Origin of the sequence: Streptomyces sp. NPDC006643 (assembly GCF_042870175.1) — a bacterium.
In the GTDB taxonomy this organism is placed as follows: Bacteria; Actinomycetota; Actinomycetes; order Streptomycetales; family Streptomycetaceae; genus Streptomyces.
The window spans coordinates 238,241-253,400 of sequence record NZ_JBIAHA010000010.1 but is presented as its reverse complement, the minus strand read 5'-3'; the positions used below and the strand labels follow the sequence as shown (position 1 = coordinate 253,400).

12 protein-coding genes are annotated in these 15,160 nt (G+C 70.9%); 5 read left to right on the top strand and 7 right to left on the bottom strand.

What is annotated here, in order from left to right; all coding sequences use genetic code 11:
- Positions 1–456 precede the first annotated feature (456 nt).
- A complete protein-coding gene (locus tag ACFYNU_RS16315; RefSeq protein WP_356594936.1) occupies positions 457–906 on the top strand; it encodes a PTS glucose transporter subunit IIA in 450 nt (149 codons plus the stop codon).
- 101 nt (positions 907–1,007) lie between these two features.
- On the top strand, positions 1,008–2,678 hold the full coding sequence (gene ptsP, locus ACFYNU_RS16310) for a phosphoenolpyruvate--protein phosphotransferase (protein WP_356594938.1): 1,671 nt from the start codon (positions 1,008–1,010) through the stop codon (positions 2,676–2,678).
- 75 nt (positions 2,679–2,753) lie between these two features.
- On the opposite strand, the gene ACFYNU_RS16305 is transcribed toward ptsP, so the two are convergent.
- Together ACFYNU_RS16305 and ACFYNU_RS16300 are read right to left on the bottom strand one after the other, a co-directional pair.
- Positions 2,754–3,716 (bottom strand): hypothetical protein, encoded by a 963-nt coding sequence (locus tag ACFYNU_RS16305; protein ID WP_356594940.1) that lies wholly within the window; start codon positions 3,714–3,716, stop codon positions 2,754–2,756.
- Between the two features lie 75 nt (positions 3,717–3,791).
- Complete coding sequence (locus tag ACFYNU_RS16300) at positions 3,792–5,786, bottom strand: acetoacetate--CoA ligase (protein WP_356594942.1); 1,995 nt, start codon at positions 5,784–5,786, stop codon at positions 3,792–3,794.
- Between the two features lie 233 nt (positions 5,787–6,019).
- On the opposite strand from ACFYNU_RS16300, the gene ACFYNU_RS16295 reads away from it, so the two are divergent.
- Positions 6,020–8,386, top strand: coding sequence for a glycoside hydrolase family 31 protein (locus tag ACFYNU_RS16295; protein ID WP_356594944.1), 2,367 nt, complete (start codon positions 6,020–6,022; stop codon positions 8,384–8,386).
- Between the two features lie 14 nt (positions 8,387–8,400).
- On the opposite strand, the gene ACFYNU_RS16290 is transcribed toward ACFYNU_RS16295, so the two are convergent.
- A complete protein-coding gene (locus tag ACFYNU_RS16290; protein WP_356595060.1) occupies positions 8,401–8,937 on the bottom strand; it encodes an NUDIX domain-containing protein in 537 nt (178 codons plus the stop codon).
- A 156-nt stretch (positions 8,938–9,093) separates the two neighbouring features.
- Here ACFYNU_RS16290 and ACFYNU_RS16285 point away from each other — a divergent pair, with 156 nt between their 5' ends.
- Together ACFYNU_RS16285 and ACFYNU_RS16280 are read left to right on the top strand one after the other, a co-directional pair.
- Positions 9,094–9,939: a M15 family metallopeptidase gene (locus ACFYNU_RS16285; RefSeq protein WP_356594946.1), complete on the top strand. Its 846-nt coding sequence runs from the start codon at positions 9,094–9,096 to the stop codon at positions 9,937–9,939.
- A gap of 175 nt (positions 9,940–10,114) precedes the next feature.
- The gene (locus ACFYNU_RS16280) at positions 10,115–10,471 is read left to right on the top strand and encodes a DUF962 domain-containing protein (protein ID WP_356594948.1); all 357 of its coding nucleotides are present in this window, start codon (positions 10,115–10,117) and stop codon (positions 10,469–10,471) included.
- A gap of 220 nt (positions 10,472–10,691) precedes the next feature.
- On the opposite strand, the gene ACFYNU_RS16275 is transcribed toward ACFYNU_RS16280, so the two are convergent.
- Genes ACFYNU_RS16275 through ACFYNU_RS16260 form a run of 4 tightly spaced genes read right to left on the bottom strand, consistent with a single transcriptional unit; the run spans position 10,692 to position 15,027 of the window.
- Positions 10,692–11,309 carry an ATP/GTP-binding protein gene (locus ACFYNU_RS16275; RefSeq protein WP_356594950.1) on the bottom strand — a complete coding sequence of 206 codons (618 nt, stop codon included), beginning with the start codon at positions 11,307–11,309 and terminating at the stop codon, positions 10,692–10,694.
- Entirely contained in the window at positions 11,290–11,685 is a 396-nt protein-coding gene (locus ACFYNU_RS16270; RefSeq protein ID WP_023543049.1) for a DUF742 domain-containing protein, read from the bottom strand. Before ACFYNU_RS16270 ends, ACFYNU_RS16275 begins: the two co-directional genes overlap by 20 nt.
- Positions 11,686–11,695: 10 nt before the next feature.
- On the bottom strand, positions 11,696–12,142 hold the full coding sequence (locus ACFYNU_RS16265) for a roadblock/LC7 domain-containing protein (RefSeq protein WP_356594953.1): 447 nt from the start codon (positions 12,140–12,142) through the stop codon (positions 11,696–11,698).
- Entirely contained in the window at positions 12,139–15,027 is a 2,889-nt protein-coding gene (locus ACFYNU_RS16260; protein WP_356594955.1) for a nitrate- and nitrite sensing domain-containing protein, read from the bottom strand. Before ACFYNU_RS16260 ends, ACFYNU_RS16265 begins: the two co-directional genes overlap by 4 nt.
- Positions 15,028–15,160 lie beyond the last annotated feature (133 nt).

Here is a 15,160-nt window from a genome sequence, read left to right as displayed (position 1 = left end):
CCGATCCACGAAACCGTGAACCAGGCCGGGGTATCAACATATCTGGCGTTGACTTTTGGCACGCTGTTGAGTTCTCAAGGAACGGACGCTTCCTTCGGTCCCGTTTCCGGGTCCCTCCGGGCTTCCCTTCGGCCTTACGTTTCAAACAGTATCAGGCCTTTTCGCTTTCCCTGACCATCCCTTCCGCAGGCATGCGGAAGCTGTTGTCCGAGAGAGTTTATGACTTGATAGGTGCTGCCGACCGCCGACTGGAAGTCGGGTAAGGGCCAGGCAGGAGTACGACAGTACATGCCGCCCCGGCGGGCAGGCAAATCGTTTTCCGTGCGTCGCGGGGCCGCCAACTGGCAGCTCTCGGGCGGAACCGTCACTTCATATGACTTACGCTTCTGAACGGTACGTCGTTCATGACAGGTAGTGACGACGGCAGACGAATCTCCGCCCCCTGGGAGGCTCCCCATGACCAGCGTGACGTCCCCACTCGCCGGCCGCGTCATCGGACTCGCGGCTGTGCCGGATCCGGTGTTCTCCGGTGCGATGGTGGGTCCCGGTACCGCGATCGACCCCGTCCGTGAGCCGTCCGTGGCCGTTTCGCCGGTCGACGGTGTCGTCGTCTCCCTCCATCCCCACGCCTTTGTCGTCCTCGACTCCGAGGACCACGGTGTGCTGACGCACCTCGGCATCGACACCGTCCAGCTGAACGGCGCCGGGTTCGAGCTGCTTGTCGCCAAGGGCGACACCGTGACGCGCGGTCAGGGCGTCGTGCGCTGGAACCCTGTCGATGTCGAGGCCGCCGGGAAGTCGCCCGTGTGCCCGGTGGTGGCGCTGGACGCGAGTGCCGACGCGCTGTCGGGGCTCGTCCAGGACGGCGAAGTGAAGTCCGGCGACGCGCTCTTCGGCTGGGCGTGACCCCGCGACACAGTCGCCACGGCCGTCGGCCCTCAGCTCCGGCGGTCGGTTCATCAACCGCGGCGATCCGGTCGGTCGCCGCACAACCGGAGACGGGTGCAATGCAGACAACGCTGCGAGGCGTCGGCGTCAGCCACGGGGTGGCTATCGGCGAGGTTCGGCACATGGGTACAGCGGTTCTCGAACCGCCGGCCAAGCAGATCGCGGCCGAGGAGGCCGAGCGCGAACAGGGGCGTGCCCGGCAGGCCGTCGAGGCTGTGGCCGCCGATCTGATCGCTCGGGGCAATCTGGCCGGCGGTGAGGCGCAGGGGGTGCTCGAAGCGCAGGCCATGATGGCGCAGGACCCGGAGTTGATCTCGGACGTGGACCGGCGGATCGCCGTCGGGAGCACGGCAGAGCGGGCCGTGTACGACGCTTTCGCGTCCTACCGGGCGCTGCTCGCCGGTGCCGGTGAGTATCTGGCGGGGCGGGTCGCCGACCTGGACGACGTGCGGAACCGGATCGTGGCGCGGCTGCTCGGGGTGCCGATGCCCGGTGTACCGGACAGCGACGAGCCGTACGTACTGATCGCGCGTGACCTGGCTCCGGCGGACACTGCGCTGCTGGATCCGACGCTGGTGCTCGGCTTCGTGACCGAGGAGGGCGGTCCGACCAGTCACAGCGCGATCCTGGCCCGTCAGCTGGGGGTGCCCGCCGTGGTGGCGCTGCCCGGTGCCGGTGAGCTGGCCGAGGGCACGATGGTCGCTGTCGACGGCAGTACCGGTGAGGTCTTCGTCGAGCCGAGCGCCGAGAAGCGCTCCGCCCTGGAGCAGGCCGCCGCGGAGCGGCGCGCGGCGCTGGCCGCGTCGTCCGGGCCCGGTGCGACGTCCGACGGGCACAAGGTGCCGCTGCTGGCTAATGTCGGTGGTCCCGCCGATGTGCCGGCGGCCGTGGAGGCGGGCGCCGAGGGGGTTGGGCTGTTCCGTACCGAGTTCCTGTTCCTCGACGACAGCAAGCAGGCGCCGTCGGAGGAGAAGCAGGTCGAGGTCTATCGCCAGGTGCTGGAGGCGTTCCCCGAAGGCCGGGTGGTCGTACGGGTGTTGGACGCCGGCGCCGACAAGCCGCTGGACTTCCTGACGCCCGCCGACGAGCCGAATCCGGCGCTCGGTGTGCGGGGGCTGCGGAGTCTGCTGGACCACCCGGAGGTGCTGCGGACGCAGCTCACCGCGCTGTCGAAGGCCGCCGAGGGTCTGCCGGTGTATCTGGAGGTCATGGCGCCGATGGTGGCCGACCGCACCGACGCCAAGGCGTTCGCCGACGCGTGCCGTGAGGCGGGGCTGAACGCCAAGTTCGGCGCGATGGTGGAGATTCCGTCGGCCGCTCTGCGAGCGCGTTCGGTTCTTCAGGAGGTGGAGTTCCTTTCGCTGGGGACCAACGATCTCGCGCAGTACACCTTCGCCGCCGACCGGCAGGTGGGTGCGGTGTCGCGGTGGCAGGATCCTTGGCAGCCCGCGCTGCTCGATCTGGTGGCGATGGCGGCGGACGCGGCCGGTGCCGAGGGCAAGAGCTGTGGTGTGTGTGGTGAGGCGGCCTCCGATCCGCTGCTGGCGTGTGTGCTCACCGGGCTCGGTGTGACGTCGCTGTCGATGGGTGCCGCGTCGATTCCGTACGTACGGGCGACGCTGGCGAAGTACTCCCTGGCGCAGTGCGAGCGTGCCGCTGCCGCCGCGCGCGCGGCGGACACCGCCGAGGGGGCGAGGTCGGCCGCCCAGGCGGTGCTGTCCGGCGAGTGACTCGTCATCGCCACTTGCTGTAGAAGACCTGGCGTAGGAGCTTCCCGTCGTGGCGCGGCGGGAAGCTCCTCGCGTTCAGCGGTGGATGTCCGCGTCCTCGATGCCGAGGTCGAATCCCGCTCGGTACTCCACCCCCGGCTCCGGTGAGAGCGGTTCGCCGGTGTCGGCGTCCGTGCAGTAGGCGCTGAAGACCTGTGCCTCGCTGAGCGGTGCGAGGCCGCTGTCCCTGAGCCGCCAGCCGTGGAGCCGGTCCGGGGCGTCGGGCCCTGTCGTACGCAGGACGACTCCTCCGCGGCTGTCGAGTGCGATGCCTGCCGCGAGGACGGTCACGAACTCCGCGCTCTCGGAGGCGTCGAGCCGGGCGGGGCCGGTCGGGGGCCGTTCCACATGGAGGGCCGCGAGGAGTTGTTCGTCCGGGGTCGGGACGCTGCACACGATGTGGTGCGTGCCCGGTCCGGCGCGCTCGATCAGATGGGTCAGGAGTCGTGAGGCGCGGTCGAACGAGGCGCGTCCGATGTCGACGCCGCAGTCGGCGCAGTCGCCGAGATCGGCCAGGACCATGGTCGCGTACTCCCAAGTGGCCCTGCGGACCGCGGTGTTGATGAGCTGTGGGACGAGGTGGGCGAGGGGCTGGCCGGTGTAGGGCACGACGGCTCCGCCGGTCGACGCGACGCGTGCGGTGAAGCGGGCCCGGCTGCCGGCGGTGTCGGGGGCGAGCCCGGCCTCCGTGCAGTACTCCGCGAATTCCTCCGGGTCGAAGAGGGCGACGGCGGTGTGTGCTCCCTCGGTGGCGAGGGAGCGGAGCAGTCCGTCGATCTGCCGGAGATACTTCGGGTGGTCGTCGAAGGTGAAGCTGCGGTAGCGCCGCATGGCGGCGAAGTCCTGCTCGTCGGCGAGCAGCCCGACGGTGCACGGCACTTCGCGGCGCAGCGTGCGCCGCTCGCTCCGTACGCGCCCCGAAGCCGCCGCCGGGCCGGTCCGTCCGGTGTTCCCGCGGTTGTTCTTGCGATTGTTGTTCTTGCGGTTGGTGTGCGCCATGTCTCCCCCTGAGCACTGTCGATCACTGCTCACTCAGAGTAATCAGGGGGTCTGACAACGGCCCTCGGACACCCTCTAGGCTCCGGCGCGGGCCTCGCGGCGTTCCCGGGCCAGGGACTCGTAGAAGTGGAGCAGTTCGAGGTTGTCGACCGAGCCGGGGTTGACCGCCTTGGCCAGTTCGGTGCCTTGGAGCAGGCGCTTCACGGGGACCTCGATGCGCTTGCCGGTGAGGGTGTGGGGGACGGCGGGGACTTCGATGATCGTGTCCGGGACATGGCGCGGGGAGAGTTCCCGGCGGATGGTTGTCTTGATCCGGGCGCGCAGGGTGTCGTCGAGTACGGCGCCTTCGGCGAGGTGGACGAAGAGGGGCATCCAGTAGCCCCCGTCGGGCTCTTCGAGGCCGATGACGAGGGATTCGCGGATCTCGGGGAGGCGTTCCACGGCTTCGTAGATGTCGGCCGAACCCATGCGTACGCCTTGGCGGTTGAGGGTCGAGTCGGACCGGCCGTGGATGACGACGGAGCCCCGGTCGGTGAGGGTGATCCAGTCGCCGTGCCGCCAGACGCCGGGGTACATGTCGAAGTAGCTGTCGTGGTAGCGGCTGCCGTCGGGGTCGTTCCAGAACCGGACGGGCATCGACGGCATGGGGTTGGTGACGACGAGTTCGCCGACCTCGTCGATGACCGGCCGGCCCTGTGGGTCCCAGGCCTGGAGGTCGGTGCCGAGGCAGGCGGCCTGGAGTTCGCCGATGTGGACGGGGAGCGTGGGGACCGCTCCGGCGAAGCAGGTGCAGACGTCGGTGCCGCCGCTGACGGAGGCGATCCACAGGTCGTCGGCCACCTCGTGGTGGAGCCAGCGGAATCCGTCGGGCGGCAGGGGTGAGCCGGTGGTGGCGACGCAGGCGATCTTGGAGAGGTCGTGGTCGCGGGCGGGGTGCACGTCCGCCTTGCGGCAGGCCATGACGTACGCGGCGGAGGTGCCGAAGAGGGTGGCTCCGGTGCGTTCGGCGATGCCCCACTGCGCTCCGGTGTCGGGGTAGCCGGGGCTGCCGTCGTACAGGACGATCGTCGTTCCCGTGAGCAGGCCGGAGACGAGGAAGTTCCACATCATCCAGCCGGTGGAGGTGTACCAGAAGAAGCGGTCGCCTGGGCCGAGGTCGCAGTGGAGGCCGATCTGCTTGAAGTGTTCGAGCAGGATGCCGCCCTGGGACTGGACGATGGCCTTGGGGAGGCCGGTGGTGCCGGAGGAGTACAGGACCCAGAGGGGGTGGGCGAACGGGACCTGTTCGAAGACCGGTTCGGTGTCGGCGGAGGTGAGGGCGGACCAGTCGAGGGCGCCTTCGGGGGCCGGGGTGCCGAGGAGCGGGATGTGGACGACGGCGCGCAGGGTGGGCAGTTCGGCGCGGAGTTCGGCGACGGTGGCGGTGCGGTCGTGTTCCTTGCCGCCGTAGCGGTAGCCGTCGACGGCGAACAGGACGACGGGCTCGATCTGCTGGAAGCGGTCGAGGACGCTGCGGGCGCCGAAGTCCGGTGCGCAGGACGTCCAGACGGCTCCGACGGCGGCGCTGGCGAGGAAGGCGACGACGGCCTGTGGGACGTTCGGGACGTAGCCGCTGACGCGGTCGCCGGGGCGTACGCCGAGGGCGCGCAGCTCGGCGGCGAGCGAGCCCACCTGGCGGCGCAGTTCCGCCCAGCTGACGGGCGTGGGGCCCTGGGTCTCGTCCACGTGCAGCAGTGCGGGTTCGTCGGCGCGGGCCGGGTCCTCGGCGGTGCGCAGCGCGTGCTCGGCGTAGCTGAGGGTGGCGCCGGGGAACCACTCGGCGCCGGGCATGGCGCGTGAGCCGAGTACGCGTTCGTACGGGGTGGAGAACCGGACGTCGAACCAGTCGGTGACGGCCGTCCAGAACGTTTCCAGCTCGGTGACCGACCAGCGGTGCAGCGCCGCGTAGCCGCCGTCGGCGGGGGCCCCGTACCGTTCGGCCGCCCAGGTCTGGAACCTGGTCACGTGCGCCGCCGCGATCCGGTCGGCGTCCGGCTGCCACAGGGGCGCCGGGCTGGCTGCTGAGGTCATGCGGTGGCTCCCGAGTGGCTCGACGCGTGGCGTGCGTGGGGCGCGCGTACGCGTACGGAGGTGCGCCCCGGCTCCCAGGGACGATGCCATGTGATCGTCTTTCGCACCAGACAGGCCCCGCTGACGGCTTCTGAGGTGCCCGGACGGGGGGTGGGCGACATATGGCCGGACCACGGGTGAACGGGAGTTGAACGCGACCGGTTCGGTCTCCGCCGGATGGCAGGCTGAGCAGCATGGACGGTCGTGAACTGCTGCGCTCGATGAAAGATGCCGGTTCGGTACGGGGGATGCGGACGGTGCGGTCGGCCTGGCGCCGCCGCCGTACGGACGAGCGGGATCTGCCGGCGCGCGGCGCGGAGCGGGCCAGGGTGCCCGGACCGGTCAGGGGCGCGGAGCCGTTGGCGGGTGGCGGGATCGTCCGGTTCGCGCGGGCCGAGCTGCGGGTGTGGGTGGCGGTGGGCGGCGGGGTGTTCTGGGGGTGGGACGGGGCCGACCCCGTGCCGTCGTACGCGCTGGCGGGCGATCCGCCGGAGCCCGATCCGCGGGCGCTGCTGGAGCCCGACAAGGACGGCGGCTGGCGGGTGGTGTCCGAGCGCGTGACGGTGGCGGTCTCCCGGCACGGTGGTGTGGAGGTCGCGACACCGGGGGGTGTCGTGCTGCGGCGTGAGCTGCCGCCGCGTTGGTGGGAGCCGGTGGACGGCGGCGGTCCCGCGCGCTGGGCGCAGCGGGCCGAGGTGGCCGCCGACGCGCGCTTCTTCGGGCTCGGCGGGCGGGCGTCGGGGCCGCGGCTGCGCGACGGCGTGTACCGGCTGTGGAACACCGACCCGGGGGGCGGTTTCGGACCCGGCGACGATCCGCTCTCGATCACGATGCCGGTGCAGCTGGTGGTGGCGGACGCGGGGACACATCTCGCCTTCTACGACAACTCGTGGGTCGGGCGCGTCACTCTTAAAGAGGGCGAGGAGGGCGCGGGCTCCGGTCACGACCGGCCGGGTACGTCCGAGGTACGGATGGACGGCGGGCCGCTGCGCTGCTGGGTGCTGCTCGGCACGCCCGCGCGGGTACTGCACGGATGGACAGCTCTGACCGGTCCCCCGGCGCTGCCTCCTTCGTGGGCGCTGGGGCCGCAGCACGCGCGGTGGGGTTTCGGCGGCGCCGAGGGTGTACGGCGGATCGTGACCGGCTACCGCGAGCGCGGGATGCCGTTGTCGGCGCTGCATCTGGACATCGATCACCACGACGGCCACCGGGTGTTCACCGTGGACCGGGGGCGTTTCCCCGATCTGCCCGCTCTGGCCAAGGAGTTGCGGGCGGAGGGGGTACGGCTGGTCTCGATCGTCGATCCGGCGGTGAAGGCGGAGCCGGGGAACGAGACCTACGACAGCGGTTCGGCGGCGGGCGCGTTCGTCCGGGACGCGCGCGGCGACGACGTACGGGGCGAGGTCTGGCCCGGTGAGTGCGTCTACCCGGACTTCACCGATCCGGCGGTGCGTGAGTGGTGGGGCTCTCTTTACGAGGAGCGGCTCGCGCAGGGCTTCTCGGGTGTCTGGCACGACATGAACGAGCCGGTGTCGTTCGCCCCCTTCGGGGACATGACGCTGCCTCTGTCGGCCAGGCACGCCCTCGACGGGCGCGGTGGCGATCACCGGGAGGCCCACAACGTGTACGGGCTGACGATGGGAATGGCCGGGTACGAGGGGCTGCGGCGGCTGCGGCCCGACGAGCGGCCGTTTCTCTTCTCCCGCTCCGGGTGGGCGGGGATGCAGCGGTACGGCGGGACCTGGTCGGGGGATGTGGCGACCGGCTGGCCGGGGCTGCGCGCCTCGCTGTCCCTGGTGCTGGGGCTGGGGCTGTGCGGGGTGCCGTACTCGGGGCCGGACGTGGGCGGCTTCACCGGGAGTCCGTCGCCGGAGCTGTTTCTGCGCTGGTACCAACTGGGCGCGTATATGCCGCTGTTCCGTACCCACTCGGCGATCGACGCGGGGCGCAGGGAGCCGTGGGAGTTCGGCGACGAGGTGCTCGGCCACGCGCGTACGGCGCTCCTGGAGCGGGAGCGGCTGGCGCCGTACTTCATGACGCTGGCCCAGCTGGCACGGCTGACGGGCGCGCCGTACGCCCGTCCCGTGTGGTGGGGCGCGCCGGAGGACCGGGCGCTGCGCGACTGCGAGGACGCGTTCCTGCTCGGGGACTCGCTGCTGGTGGCGCCGGTGCTGGAGGCGGGGACGGAGCGGCGCGCGGTACGGCTGCCGCGCGGGCGCTGGTACGACACGGCGACCGGGGCCGCGTACGAGGGGCCGGGGCAGGTCCTGCTGGACGCGCCGAAGTCCCGGATTCCGGTGCTGGCGCGGGCGGGTTCGGTGATTCCGGTCCGGGGCGCGGACGGCCCCGACGGCGCGGCCGGGGGCGTGGAGTTGGAGGTGTGGCCGCCGGCGCCGGGGCGTACGGGGGGCGGACTGGTGGTGCGGGACGCCGGGGACGGGTGGGCGTATCCGGAAGTGGAGCGGTACACGTCGCGGCTGGTCGGCGACGAAGTGGTGGTGGAGCGTGTGACGGACGACGGGGTGGTGCCGCCGGAACTGCCGGTGCGCGTGCGGCGGTAGCACCTGTCGACGGATCAGGCGGGGTGCACGGGAGCGGGCGGAGCGGTGCCGTCGTACCGGCCCGCGAACCAGGCGCGTACCGCCGCCGTGTGCAGCGGGAACCCCAGCTCGGCCGGGGCCCGCAGCAGCTGCCAGCCCTCGGTCTCGTCCGTGGCCATGGACGGGGGCAGCTCGGCGACGGGGCGTTTCGGCAGCAGCGCGAAGAGCAGCAGATGGGCGCCGTCGGGCGTGCTCATCGCGTCGGCCGGTCGGACGTCGCGTGCGTCGGCCTCGATGCCCGTCTCCTCGCGCAACTCCCGTACGGCGGCGTGCCGCCAGTCCTCGGCGTGGTCGACGAAGCCGCCGGGGAGCGCCAGGTGGCCGAGCCGGGGTTCGATCGTGCGGGTGATGACGACGAGCGAGGTGCCCCGGTCGTCGGTCACGGGCAGCAGGGTCACCGCGACCGGCAGCGGATTGCGGTAGGCGGTGTCGCCGCAGACGCGGCAGGTGCGTGGCCAGCCGACGCCGGCGGGGTAGGGCGAGCCGCAGCTGCCGCAGTGGGAGTTCCTCACATAGTGGTACTCGGAGGCGTTGTCGGAGATCCGCTCGGGGGTCTTCTCGGAGATCTGCTCGGAGGTCTGCTCGGGGGTCTTCTCGGCGTCGGGCACGCGCGGACTGTAGCCGATCACTCTTTCCCGCGGGCCGAGGAACTGATAGATGGTGTGCCCATGACACGACTCGCTTCCGCGCTCCGCGCGCTGGCCGCCACCGCGGCCACTCTGCTCGCCGTGACCGCCGCGGCCCCGGGGGCCTCCGGGGCGACCGGGACACCCGGTCCGCGTACCGGCTCCCCGGCGTCCGAACCCTCGGCACCCGACGAGTTCGTGGCACTGCGCACCGTGGCTCCGACGATCATCCAGGAGATCCGCTACGTCACCCCGCACAACTTCGTGGGTGAGCCGGTCGCCGGCTACGAGCAGCCGCTCTGCATCCTCACGCGCCCCGCCGCCCGGGCGCTTCAGCGGGCGCAGGGGAAGCTGCTGCGGCAGGGTTACTCGCTCAAGGTGTACGACTGCTACCGGCCTCAGCGGGCGGTCGACCACTTCGTCCGCTGGGCGAAGGACCTGGAGGACGAGCGGATGAAGCCGGAGTTCTATCCACAGGTCGACAAGTCGAGACTGTTCGCCGACGGTTATATCGCCGAGCAGTCCGGGCACAGCCGGGGCAGCACGGTGGACCTGACGATCGTGAAGCTGCCGGCCGCACCGACCCGGCCGTATGTGCCCGGCGAGAAGCTGGTTCCCTGTTACGCGCCGCAGGGTGAGCGGTTCCGGGACAACTCCGTGGACATGGGGACCGGTTACGACTGCTTCGACACGCTGTCGCACACCGACGACCCCCGGATCCAGGGTGAGCAACGCGCGAACCGGCAGCTCCTGAAGAGCACGCTGGCCGACGTCGGATTCACCAACCTCCCCGAGGAGTGGTGGCACTTCACCCACAAGCCGGAGCTGTTCCCCGACACCTACTTCGACTTCCCGGTCTCCTGGCGCTCGGTCATCGGTCGTCGCTGACGACGCGCGCACGCCCAACGGGCCTCAGGACCGGCGGGAACAGCAGGTGAGCGGTCGGCCGGGACCACCCCCGTGGGCTCCGGCCGGCCGCTCACTACTGTCGGACGCACGCCGCCCGTTTTCGGTTCTCCTCCTGCCCGTTTCCCCTTCCGGGCGGAGCCGTTACGGTGCCCGTATGGCATCGGAGACAACGGCGACATACGAGTCGTACGAGGAATTCTGGCCCTACTACGTGGCGATGCACTCCCGCGCGGCCACCCGCTGGGTCCATCTGACGGGGACGCTCACCGGCCTCGCCGTCAGCGTCTACGGCCTGGCGCGTGGCCGGAAGCGGTACGCGGCGGCGCTGCCGTTGATCGGCTACGGAACGGCCTGGCCCGCGCACTTCTTCATCGAGAAGAACAATCCCGCGAGTTTCGGCCACCCCGCGTGGTCGCTGCGCGGCGATGTACAGATGATCCGGATGATGCTGGCGGGGCGGGACGCCGAGCTGGCCGAGATCGCCGCGAAGTGGCTCGCCGAGAACCGCTGAACACCGGAGCGTCTGGGCAACTGGGCAACTCGGCAACTGACCGAACCAGTGGGGCGCCGGGGCGCCGAGAGCCGCCGCGCTGTGGAGGCCACGGATGCCGGACGGGACCGGCGGTACTCGGAGCCGTACGCCTGGATCCGTCGTACGAGCACGGCGGCGCGCGAGACGCGCGGCCCGTACCCCTGTCGGTGGGGGTACGGGCCGTGTGACGGGCGGTCGGTCAGCCGGTGGTGACCGCGGAGGCGTGCTCGCGCTGCCGCCGCGCGCGGTTCATCGCGTGCTCCACGACCGCCACCAGGACGTCCTTGACGGACTCGCGGCGGCGCGCGTCGCACATCAGCAACGGCACCTCGGAGTCGAGGTCGAGCGCCGTCCGGACCGTCTCGGCGGGGAAACGGGCCGCGTCCTCGAAGCAGTTGACGGCGACGGCGAAGGGGATCTCCCGGCGCTCGAAGTAGTCGACCGCCGCGAAGGAGTCCTCCAGCCGCCGGGTGTCGGCCAGGACGACCGCGCCGAGCGCGCCCTGGGCCAACTCGTCCCAGAGGAACCAGAAGCGGTCCTGGCCCGGCGTGCCGAAGAGATACAGCACCAGGTCGTCGCGGAGCGTGATGCGCCCGAAGTCCATCGCGACCGTGGTCGTGGTCTTGCCCTCGATGCCCGCGATGTCGTCCACCGGACGGCCCGCCTCGGTGAGCAGTTCCTCGGTACGCAGCGGCTTGATCTCGCTCACCGCGCCCACGAGGGTGGTTTTGCCCACCCCGAAGCCGCCTGCCACCAGGATCTTCAGAGTCACCGGCTCGATCGGCCGCTGTCCACGGCTAGAGCGCCCGAAGACCATTGATCACCTCGCGGAGAATGTTCACGTCCGGCAGCTCGGCCGGCGGAACGGGACGGGTTACGTGCACCAGTTCGTTCTCGACCAGGTCTCCGACGAAGACCCGGACCACCCCTACGGGGAGGTCCAGGCCCGCGGCGAGTTCCGCGATCGACTGAGGACTTGCTCTGCACAGTTCGACTATCTCCACATGCTCGGGAGACAGTGTCCGGTCACCGGACGGGTCGTCGGCGGCGGGTGCCGGGATGACGATGGCGATCAGGTCGAGCCGGTGCCGGGTCGCGCTGCTGGTCCGGCCGCGTGTCATGGCGTACGGGCGCACCACCGGTCCGGCGTCTCCGTCGAACCACTGCTTCGGATCCTCGCCTGCTCCACTCATGACATTCAACTCACCCGGTGGCGGGCTGTCCGGCGCGAGGCGCGGCACCGAGGTGGACGCCGACGCGCTTGACCATGAGCGTCATCTCGTAGGCCACCTGGCCGACGTCGGAGTCGGAGTCGGAGAGTACGGCGAGGCAGCTGCCGTCACCCGCCGCCGTCACGAAGAGGAAGGCGTCGTCGAGTTCGACGACGGTCTGCCGGACCTTGCCCGCCTCGAAGTGCCTGCCGACGCCCTTGGCGAGGCTGTGGAAGCCGGAGGCGACGGCGGCGAGATGTTCGCCGTCCTCGCGGGTCAGGTCCTTGGACGTGCCGGTGGCGAGGCCGTCCCCGGAGAGGACGATCGCCTTACGTATGCTGCCGACCCGTTCCACCAGCTCGTCCAGGAGCCAGTTGAGATCGCCCGGAACGGAGCTCCGGCGTGTGGAATCGGATGCTGCGGCTTTCGGTGCGGTCATCGACCGTCCCCCTCCGGTGTCGTTCGTGCTGTGTCGCCGGGGCCGTTGATGCCTTCGGGGCCAACTGTGCCATCGGTGTCTTCGGCGCTGTTCTGCTGGCGGCCACGCTGCCAGCCCCGTTGAAGGGACGCCATACGGTTGCGTACTTGGTCCGCGTCCCGCTCGTAGTCGCGTTCCGCCGCGTCGGGGGGCGGGGCTTCGGCCTCTTCCCGTACCGCGTCCTTCAGTTGAGGCGCGAGGCTGGCCTGCCGGACGCGGCGGGGAAGGCCGCCGAGCGGGGTGGGAGACCCGTTCTCGTCGGGAGTCACGGCGGCTCCGTCCGTCGGTGAAGGCGTGTTCGGCACGGACGCGTTCGGCAAGGACGTTCTCGGTACTGAGGCGCTCGGTACGGAGGTGCTCGGTACGGAGGCCCTCGGATCGGTTGTGCCCGGCGCGGGCGCGTTCGGCGTGGACGGCGCGGGGGTGCCCGGCGACGGGTCCGACGCCGGGTGGGCGCCGCCCCGCTCGTCCAGACGCCTTCCGTGGTCGGCGACCAGCTTCGGGGTCTTACGGCTGCGGCGGGGCAGCTGCGCCGGGAATCCGAGCGGATCGGCGTCGTCGCGTCCGCCAAGGCCATGCGGACCCTGGGGCCCGAGCCCGTGGGAGCCGTCCTGGTCCGCGGCCTGGCGGTGCTGCCCTGCCTCGCGTCCGCGCGTGTCCCGCAGGTGTTCACGGGCGCGGAAGATTCCGCCGCGCTCGCTCTCGGTGTCCTCCAGGTCGCCGCTGCCGAGATCGCCCGCGTCCACGGAGTCTCCGCGGGCGGGCAGGTCGTCGAACTCCCGCCCGGTGAGCGGCGGTTCGAGTTCGATGGGCCCGTCGAGCACGGAGCGGCTGCCGCTGAGCCCGGTGGGAACCTGCGAGAGCGACGCCAGTCGGCCGTCGGCGCGGCCACGTCCGTTGTCGGTCGAGAGGTTCTGCCGGTCGAGCCGGAATCCGGTGCCCTGCGTCTCGGGCGCCTCGGTAAGGAGGGCCGCCGGCAGGAACACGACCGCGGTGGTGCCTCCGTACGGAGACGGCTGGAGGGAGACGCGTACGTTCTGTCGCTGGGCGAGCCGGCTGACGACGAAGAGGCCGAGGCGGTCGGTGTCGGAGAGCTCGAACTCCGGTGTCTCCGCGAGCCGTAGATTCGCGTCCAGCAGCGCGTCGGAACTCATACCGAGGCCGCGGTCGTGGATCTCCAGGGTGAACCCGTTGGCGACGCGTTCTCCGTGCACCTGGACCGCCGTGTGCGGGGGCGAGAACACCGTGGCGTTCTCCAGGAGTTCGGCGACGAGGTGCGTGAGGTCGGCGACGGCGGGGCCGCCCACCCCGATCCTCGGCAGTCTGCGGACCTCGACGCGCTCGTAGTCCTCCACCTCGGCGACCGCGGCCCGTACGACGTCCATCAGCTGCACCGGCTTGCGCCACTGGCGGGACGGCGCGGCTCCGGAGAGGATCACCAGGCCCTCGGCGTGGCGCCGCATACGGGTGGTCAGATGGTCGAGGCGGAACAGGTCGGCGAGTTCGTCGGTGTCCTCGGTTCGGCGCTCCATGGTGTCCAGGAGCGTCAGCTGGCGGTGCAGCAGAACCTGGTTACGACGGGCGAGGTTGACGAACACCTCGGAGACCCCGTGCCTCAACTCGGCCTGCTTCACGGCCGCTTCGACAGCCGCGCGCTGGAGGGTGTTCAGCGCCTGGCCGACCTGGCCCAACTCGTCGCGCTCGTAGTCCAGTCGGGGCGCCTCCGTCTCGACGTCGACCTGCTCGCCCGCCGCGAGGCGTCGCATGACGCTCGGCAGCCGGACACCGGACACCTCATGGGCCTCCTTACGGAGGCCGGACAGGTCGCGGACGAGGCTGCGGCCGACACGTACGGAGACGATCAGGGAGACGAGCAGCGCGAGGAAGCCGAGCACACCGGCCACGCCGGCCAGTATGAGGACGTTGAACCCGGCCGGCTCCACCCGGTCCTGGTAGCGCTCGTCGGCCGCCTCGCCCTCGCGCTCCAGGTTTTCGAGGACCGGGTTGGACGTCTCCTGCCAGCGTGCGGCGTCCACCGAGCCCGGGTCCTTGCCCGGACCCGCGGTGATGAGCTGTTCCTCCGCCTCACGGAGCGGCTGGGTGCCGGGGCCGCCCCAGTACTGCTCGAAGATCTCGCGCTCGGAGGCGGGCAGGACGTCGAGGTTGGTCTCGTAGAGCAGGGTGCGGTTGGCGACGAGATCGGATATCAGCCGGATCTCGTCCGAGGTGGTGCGGCGGGTGATCAGCGCGGAGACGACCAGCGCGTCCTCACGGGAGAGCATCTCCTGGGCGCGGTCGATGCCGACCAGGGCGCGCGCCTGCTTGTCCAGCTCCACGTCCTCCAGGGCGTGCAGCGCCGACAGGAAGCTGTGGCAGGGATCGACGAGCCTGTTGTAGAAGTCGAGCGCCTGGCCCCGGGTGACGGTGCTCTTCTCGACGGAGCGGCGCAGCGCGCCGAGGCCGTCGAGGGCGTCGGTGAGGGAGGTCAGGCGTGCGGAGGTGGCACCGCTCATCTGGTCGCGCACCGAGGGGTTCTCGGCGTTCGCCTTGATCTTCGTGACGGCCCGGTCGGTGGCCGCGCGCTGGCGGCGCAGCTCGGCGAGGGAGTCGGAGTTACGGGGGTCGGCCAGGTAGATCAAGGTCTGGCGGCGTTCCCGCTGGACCACTCGCACCGTGTCCTCGACGGGGTCGGCGACCTTGTCGATGATGTAGGCGACATCCAGGAGTTGGTTGGCCTCGCGGCCGGTGAGTGTGGTGGCGAATGCCCACAGGGCCGTGAGGGAGACGAGCGGCACAAGGAGCAACGCCACGATCTTCCGGCGGATGGACTTCCCGCGAAAGCGCATGGCCTCCCCCAGCTCGACCTTCCACCCGACGTGGAAGGCGTCTTCATCAGAATGGACATCCTCGTCAACAAACGGCGTGAGCCTACTACTGCCACACCTCCAACTCGAAGACACGTCCGGGCGATTTTCGGCC

What these genes read in the sequence shown, in the direction of transcription:
- ACFYNU_RS16315 (WP_356594936.1), top strand. Translation starts at nt 457, where the DNA reads ATGACCAGCGTGACGTCCCCACTCGCCGGCCGCGTCATCGGACTCGCG.
- ACFYNU_RS16300 (WP_356594942.1), bottom strand. Translation starts at nt 5,786, where the DNA reads ATGACCTCAGCAGCCAGCCCGGCGCCCCTGTGGCAGCCGGACGCCGAC.
- ACFYNU_RS16275 (WP_356594950.1), bottom strand. Translation starts at nt 11,309, where the DNA reads ATGGTCTTCGGGCGCTCTAGCCGTGGACAGCGGCCGATCGAGCCGGTG.
- ACFYNU_RS16270 (WP_023543049.1), bottom strand. Translation starts at nt 11,685, where the DNA reads ATGAGTGGAGCAGGCGAGGATCCGAAGCAGTGGTTCGACGGAGACGCC.
- ACFYNU_RS16260 (WP_356594955.1), bottom strand. Translation starts at nt 15,027, where the DNA reads ATGCGCTTTCGCGGGAAGTCCATCCGCCGGAAGATCGTGGCGTTGCTC.
- ACFYNU_RS16295 (WP_356594944.1), top strand. Translation starts at nt 6,020, where the DNA reads ATGGACGGTCGTGAACTGCTGCGCTCGATGAAAGATGCCGGTTCGGTA.
- ACFYNU_RS16280 (WP_356594948.1), top strand. Translation starts at nt 10,115, where the DNA reads ATGGCATCGGAGACAACGGCGACATACGAGTCGTACGAGGAATTCTGG.
- ACFYNU_RS16265 (WP_356594953.1), bottom strand. Translation starts at nt 12,142, where the DNA reads ATGACCGCACCGAAAGCCGCAGCATCCGATTCCACACGCCGGAGCTCC.
- ACFYNU_RS16285 (WP_356594946.1), top strand. Translation starts at nt 9,094, where the DNA reads ATGACACGACTCGCTTCCGCGCTCCGCGCGCTGGCCGCCACCGCGGCC.
- ptsP (WP_356594938.1), top strand. Translation starts at nt 1,008, where the DNA reads ATGCAGACAACGCTGCGAGGCGTCGGCGTCAGCCACGGGGTGGCTATC.
- ACFYNU_RS16305 (WP_356594940.1), bottom strand. Translation starts at nt 3,716, where the DNA reads ATGGCGCACACCAACCGCAAGAACAACAATCGCAAGAACAACCGCGGG.